Source organism: Roseateles chitinivorans (genome assembly GCF_002761755.1).
Lineage (GTDB): Bacteria > Pseudomonadota > Gammaproteobacteria > Burkholderiales > Burkholderiaceae_C > Roseateles > Roseateles chitinivorans.
Window position 1 is genome coordinate 1 of record NZ_PEOG01000131.1, and the last position, 5,739, is coordinate 5,739.

Annotated in this window: 5 protein-coding genes; 3 read left to right on the plus strand and 2 right to left on the minus strand. The window is 71.9% G+C overall.

Annotation, left to right across the window (positions count from 1 at the left end):
- Both CS062_RS24710 and CS062_RS24715 read left to right on the plus strand, forming a co-directional pair.
- Positions 1-1,894: ABC transporter ATP-binding protein/permease (locus tag CS062_RS24710; protein WP_368372873.1), on the plus strand; the 1,894-nt coding region annotated here is incomplete at its 5' end.
- Complete coding sequence (locus tag CS062_RS24715) at positions 1,891-2,433, plus strand: MgtC/SapB family protein (protein WP_099864486.1); 543 nt, start codon at positions 1,891-1,893, stop codon at positions 2,431-2,433. The genes CS062_RS24710 and CS062_RS24715, both read left to right, overlap by 4 nt.
- Positions 2,434-2,589: 156 nt before the next feature.
- Here the strand turns inward: CS062_RS24715 and CS062_RS24720 are convergent, their stop codons facing one another.
- Positions 2,590-4,689 (minus strand): hypothetical protein, encoded by a 2,100-nt coding sequence (locus CS062_RS24720; RefSeq protein WP_143742512.1) that lies wholly within the window; start codon positions 4,687-4,689, stop codon positions 2,590-2,592.
- Positions 4,690-4,843: 154 nt separating this feature from the next.
- Here CS062_RS24720 and CS062_RS24725 point away from each other — a divergent pair, with 154 nt between their 5' ends.
- Complete coding sequence (locus tag CS062_RS24725; protein WP_099864490.1) at positions 4,844-5,080, plus strand: hypothetical protein; 237 nt, start codon at positions 4,844-4,846, stop codon at positions 5,078-5,080.
- A 56-nt stretch (positions 5,081-5,136) separates the two neighbouring features.
- Here CS062_RS24725 and pdeM read toward each other — a convergent pair.
- Positions 5,137-5,739 (minus strand): ligase-associated DNA damage response endonuclease PdeM (gene pdeM / locus CS062_RS24730; RefSeq protein ID WP_099864491.1); only part of this gene is annotated, 603 nt, incomplete at its 5' end.

Consider the following 5,739-nt stretch of genomic DNA (forward strand, 5'->3'; position numbering starts at 1 on the left):
AACGCCCAAGCGGCGGCGCCGTCGCCCGCCGCGTCTCTCCGCGGCCGCCTGGCGCCAGTTCCTGCAGATCGCCAAGCCCTATTGGCTCGGCGACCAGCGCAAGGCGGCCTGGGGCCTGCTGCTGCTCCTGATCGTGCTGATGCTGTGCGAGACCCAGCTCGCCGTGCTGCTCAATGCCAAGACCGGTGAGCTGACCTCGGCGCTGGCCGAGCGCAACCCCTCGCGCTTCTGGGACGCGGTGCGCGACAGCCTCATCGTCCTGGCCTTCGCCGTGCCGGTGTACGCCTTCTACTACTACATGCGGGACGCCTTCTCCAACCACTGGCGCCGCTGGCTCACCGGCCGTTTCCTCGACGGCTACCTCGATGGCCGCAAGTACTACGAGATCGGCACCGGCGCGGCCGGCGACATCGACAACCCGGACCAACGCATCTCCGAGGACATCAACACCTTCACCGGCCGCTCCACCCACTTCCTGCTGCTGATGCTGGGCTCGGCGATGCAGCTGGTGGCCTTCTGCGCGGTGCTGTGGTCGCTGTCCAAGGTGCTGGTCGCCTTCCTGGCGGTGTACGCGACGGTCGGCACTTTCCTCGCGCTCTATGTCTTCGGCTCGCCGCTGATCCAGCTGAACTTCTGGCAGCTGCGCCGCGAGGCCGATTTCCGGTTCGGCCTGATGCGGCTGCGCGAGAACGCCGAATCCATCGCCTTCTACCGCGGCGAGCCGCAGGAACGCGCCCACATCGAGGGCCGCTTCGAGTCCGTCTACCAGAACTACTGGAAGCTGATCCGCAAGCAGCGCTCGCTCAACCTCTTCCAGCGCGGTTTCAGCCAGCTGACGCTGGTGGTGCCCAGCGTGATCCTGGCCGAACGCGTGCTGTCGGGCGACCTCGAGGTCGGCGCCGCCGTCCAGGCGGCCGGCGCCTTCGCCGCGGTGCTGACGGCGGTCTCGCTGATCGTCGACAACTTCGAGAGCCTGAGCCGCTTCGTCGCCGGCATCGACCGCCTGCACGCGCTGTCCGAGGTGATGCACCAGCGCAAGCCGCGCGCCGAGCGCCAGCGCGAACGCATCATGACCCACCATGCGGACCAGCTCGCGCTGCGCGACCTGACGCTCTACACGCCGCAGTTCGACCGGCTGCTGGTCGAGAAACTCAACGTCGCGCTGAAGCCCGGCGAGAGCCTGCTGATCACCGGCGTCAGCGGCTGCGGCAAGAGCTCGCTGCTGCGCGCGATCGCCGGCCTGTGGCGCTGCGGCGAGGGCACGATCGAGCATCCGCCGCTGGAGGACGTCTTCTTCCTGCCGCAGCGGCCCTACCTGCAGCCGGGCACGCTGCGCAGCCAGATGATCTATCCCGACACCGCGACCGAGCTGGACGACGAGGCGCTGCGCGCGATCCTCGACGAGGTCGGGCTGCCGGAGCTCGCCGACCGCGTCGGCGGGCTGGACGCCACGCAGGACTGGGAGAAGCTGCTGTCCATGGGCGAGCAGCAGCGGCTCGCCTTCGCCCGCGTGCTGGTGCGCCAGCCGCGGATGGTCATCCTCGACGAGGCGACCAGCGCGCTGGACAGCGGCAACGAGCGCCGCCTTTACGAGCGACTGTGCCGCGACGGCGTCACGCTGGTCAGCATCGCCCACCGCCATGGCGTGCTGCGGCATCACACGCATGTGCTGCGCCTGACCGGCGGCGGGGCCTGGCAGCTGCACGCGGCCGAGGGCTACGACTTCGACGCGGCGGAAGCCGAAGCAGAAGCCGAAGCTGGAGCCGCCCACGCCGCCGCAGTCGCCCAAGCCGATGTCCCCGCGGCCCCTGCGACCCGTGCGACCCCGGCGGCATCGGACGCCCGGGCCGGGACGCGACCGGCCTCGCCCTCCTGCGCGAAGGAACCCCCATGAGCACCGACGTCTGGACCGAGGTGCTCGACACGCTGCGATCCGAGTTCTCGGACCTGCCCGACGCCGCCCAGATCACTCGCATCGCGGTGCGGTTGCTGCTGGCCGCGTTGCTGGGCGGCATCCTGGGCTACGAGCGCGAGCACCACGGCAAGGCGGCGGGCATCCGCACCCACATGCTGGTTTCGCTCGGCGCGGCGCTGTTCGTGCTGGTGCCGCAACAGGGCGGCATGCCGATGCCCGACATGAGCCGGGTGCTGCAGGGTGTCATCGCCGGCATCGGCTTCCTGGGCGCCGGGGCCATCCTCAAGCTCAAGGACGAGGAGCAGGTTCACGGCCTGACCACCGCCGCCAGCATCTGGATGACGGCCGCGATCGGCATCGCCTGCGGCCTGGGGCGCGAGGCCACGGCGGTGTTCAGCATGGTGCTGGCGCTGCTGATCCTGGCGGTGCTGCCGCTGTTCACCCGGCCGCATGCCCGCGACGAGGACGGGGATCCCGCAGGCGATCGAAGGCCCGGCCGGCGCTTGCGCGACGACTGACCGCACGCCATCGGCGGCAAGGGCACCGCTCGCGATCCGCAGACCGGATCGCGTCGTCGGGGCGTCAGGCCCGAGGCCGAAACTCTCGCCCACCAGCGTCGCGATCCGCCGCGGTGCCCCAGGGCCGCCGGTTGAGCGGACGAGCCGCGTCGCCGCCTACATCGAGGGCTCGGACACCGCCGTCGGCGTTCCGTCCTGGCGCTGGGCCCGGCCGATCTCCGGCAGCCTGACCGACTGCGGCACCGGCTGCGGCCGCTTCGTCAGCGAGCCACCGAGCCGTGTGCTCAGCTTCATCCGGTTGTTGATGGCCCATCCGCTGGCATCCAGGATCGGCCCCAGGCTGCGCTGGCGCAGCTTCAGCCAGGCGATCAGCATGCTCGGCCCCGAGATCGACAGCACGATGCCCAGCACCGCGAGCGGGATCCACCAGCCCAGGTCGACGAAGCGACCGAAGATGCCGACGATCACCGTGCTGATGCTGCCCAGCGCCACGCCGATCGCGGCGACGGTGCCGACATCGACGCGCCGCCCCGGCACCGGCAGACCGGCCGGCGTGGCGGCGCCCGGCGCACCAGCCGGCGCCGCCGCCGGTTGGTCCACCGTCGCGATGCGGCCGGCCCACTGGCCCAGGCGCCCCTGCTGCGTCGAATCGCTCGCCGCGGCGCGCTTGGCCACCTGTTCCTCGACCAGCCGCACCAGCTTCTTGTAAGGCGACAGGAAGGCCTGTCCGACGCTGATCGGGTTCTCGATCACCTTGACGATGCGCGCGTCCCAATCGTGGCCCTCGCGGTCGTAGAACAGGCCGTTGCGGCCGACGAAGAGGAAGTCGACATCGCCCGCGCTGACCACCGCGACGATGGTGCGCTTCTGGTTGAGCCGCACGCACTCGCAGTACGCGAGGTAGGCCTTGGCCAGGCCCGCGATCGGCGCGTGGCGGGCGGGATCGCCGACCTCCACGGTGAGCTCGCAGGCGCGACCGTCGACGAACAGCGTGCCGGCCTGGAAGACCGCGCCGCGTCCTTCGTAGAAATCCTCGAACGAGACGAAATTGCGCGCCAGCCGCAGCAGGCCGCGCTGAAGCAGCAGCAGCTTCTCGAGGTCGTTCAGCGCCGCATGCCGTGGTGCGGCCGCGCGGTCGTCCGCCACCTGCGCGAGCAGGCGGGCGCGCGTCGCCTCGGGTTGGTCGCCCGCCAGGGCGGTCACCGCCTCGACGCCGAGCGCGGCCACCGGCCCGGTGGGCTGACGCTTCAGCCACTCGCGGCAGGCCTGCACCTCGCGTTTCAGCGCGCGCCACGCCGTCTCGTCCAGTTCGGCGGCATCGCCTCCGAGCAACGGCCGCACGGCCTGCTCGCGCAGCGCGGTCAGGGCGTCGCGCCAGGCGGGGTTCGCGCGCTCGTCGAGCGGCAGCGCCCCGCCCGCCATCACAGGCGCCACCGGCAACTGCTTCAGCGGTCCCGATTCCAGCGACAGCAGCCCGGCCGCGTGCTGCTTCAGCTGCTCAGGATCGGTCGCGTTGAGCGTCGCGGCGACGCTCGCGTCGTAGCTCGCCAGCCGGCAGCGGGCGAAGAAGTCCTCCACCTTGTCGTGCACCGCCTGCACCGCCATCGCCGCGGCGCGTCGGCCGGCACAGTCGGCCTCGCCCTCGGCATGCCAGGCCAGCAGCGCGGCGGCCTGGTCGAAGAAGGCCTGGATGCGCGTCTCGTCGATCCCGGGCTCACCGCCGGCATCGGCGACCGCGCCCAGCGCGTCGGCGATGGCCTGCGCCAGCGCGCGATCGGCCGGATCCTCGAAGGCGGCGACCGGCACGATGCCATCGCCGTTGTGCCGCTCGGCGACGAGGTGCGACTGGCGCTTCCGGATCTCCTCCAGGCCGATGTCGGTCGGCGCAGCCTGCGCGGTGTGCCCCGCCAGCGCGAGCGTGCGTTGCAGTTCCTCGGCGAGCGCGCGGCCCTCCTCGGTGTCGGACAGCGACGCCAACGCCAGCCGTGCATCGCCCCGCAGCAGCGGCTGCCAGTCCTTGAGCCGCGCGCCGACCCATTCGCAGGCGGCGATCAGCTCCGGCGCCCGGATGCGGCCGTCCCGATCGAGGTCGATCAGGTCCAGGGTGCGTTCGTCGAATTCAAGGCCCCGCGTCGGGCAGGCCAGCGCGACCCAGCGCTTCTGGTCGAGGTCGCGGAGATGGAGGAGGTCGTCGGCGGTGTCCATGCGTGCCTGATCGGCGCCGCCCGCCCGGAAGAATCGCCAGGGGTATGTCATGGGTGCGCAGGATGCGGCAAGTGACATGCCGCCGCCGCCCCACCGCCCTGCGCCCGTGCGAGTGCCGGACCGTCCCCCGCATCCGCGACGCGGGAATGACAGTTGCCGCCCAGTGGGTTAGGGTCGTCCGGTCGGAGGCGCTCCGGAGCTCAGCATGGATCTCGACACCGTCTCGTACGTCTTCCAGAGTCTGGATGGGACGTTCACCATCAAACCGCGGCTGTCGCGACGCTGGCGGGTGAAGCACGACAGCATGCCGTGGGGCGACTCGTTCGCGACCGCCGAGGAAGCGGCGAAGGCGCTGGCCGCGCGGTTCGCCGTGCCCGCGGACCTGCGGGAGTGGACCGAGGTCGGCGACTTCCATACCGACGTCGGCGGCTTCACCTCCTGAGCCGTCGCCGACCTGTCCCGGCTCGGACTCGGCCTCGGCGCCTCGCCCTGCCCGCGCTACGGCGCCGGCCACACCGCGCCCCCACCGACGGCGTGGCATCTCGCTCCCGGCGGCAACCCGTCGACGGTCGTGCCGGTGAAGGCGCCGAAGGCGGGCAGGACCATGAGCCCCTCTGTCTCGCAGAAGCACGGCAGCCGTTGTCGCTCATGGGCCCGGCCGTGGAGCGTCATCGCCGGATGCAGGTGTCCGGCGAGCACATAGGCCTGCTCGACCCGCCGCGGATGGTGGCAGGCCGCGAAGGGGCCGAGACGATGCGGTTCGTCCGCGAGGTCGAAGCGCAGCGACGCCGGCGGATCCCCGGCGCGGCTGTCGTGGTTGCCGCGGATCAGCACGCAGTCGAGCCCCGCGTGGCGTTCACGCCAGCGGTGCGCCGGATCCAGCACGCCGGGCTGCTGCGCGGCCGCGGCGTGGAGGAAGTCGCCGAGCACGACCAGCCGGGCGGCCCGCACGCTGTCGACCAGCGCGCTCAGCCGGTCGAGGTTGTCCCGCGTGGTGCCCGCCGGCACCGGCTGGCCGAGCGCGCGAAAGCTGGCGGCCTTGCCCAGATGCACGTCGGCGACGAAGACGGTGCGCGCCGCCGGCCACCAGAGCGCGCGCTC

Excerpts from the sequence above, each read along its gene's own strand:
- CS062_RS24715 (WP_099864486.1), top strand. The coding sequence starts at position 1,891 with ATGAGCACCGACGTCTGGACCGAGGTGCTCGACACGCTGCGATCCGAG.
- CS062_RS24725 (WP_099864490.1), top strand. The coding sequence starts at position 4,844 with ATGGATCTCGACACCGTCTCGTACGTCTTCCAGAGTCTGGATGGGACG.
- CS062_RS24720 (WP_143742512.1), bottom strand. The coding sequence starts at position 4,689 with ATGACATACCCCTGGCGATTCTTCCGGGCGGGCGGCGCCGATCAGGCA.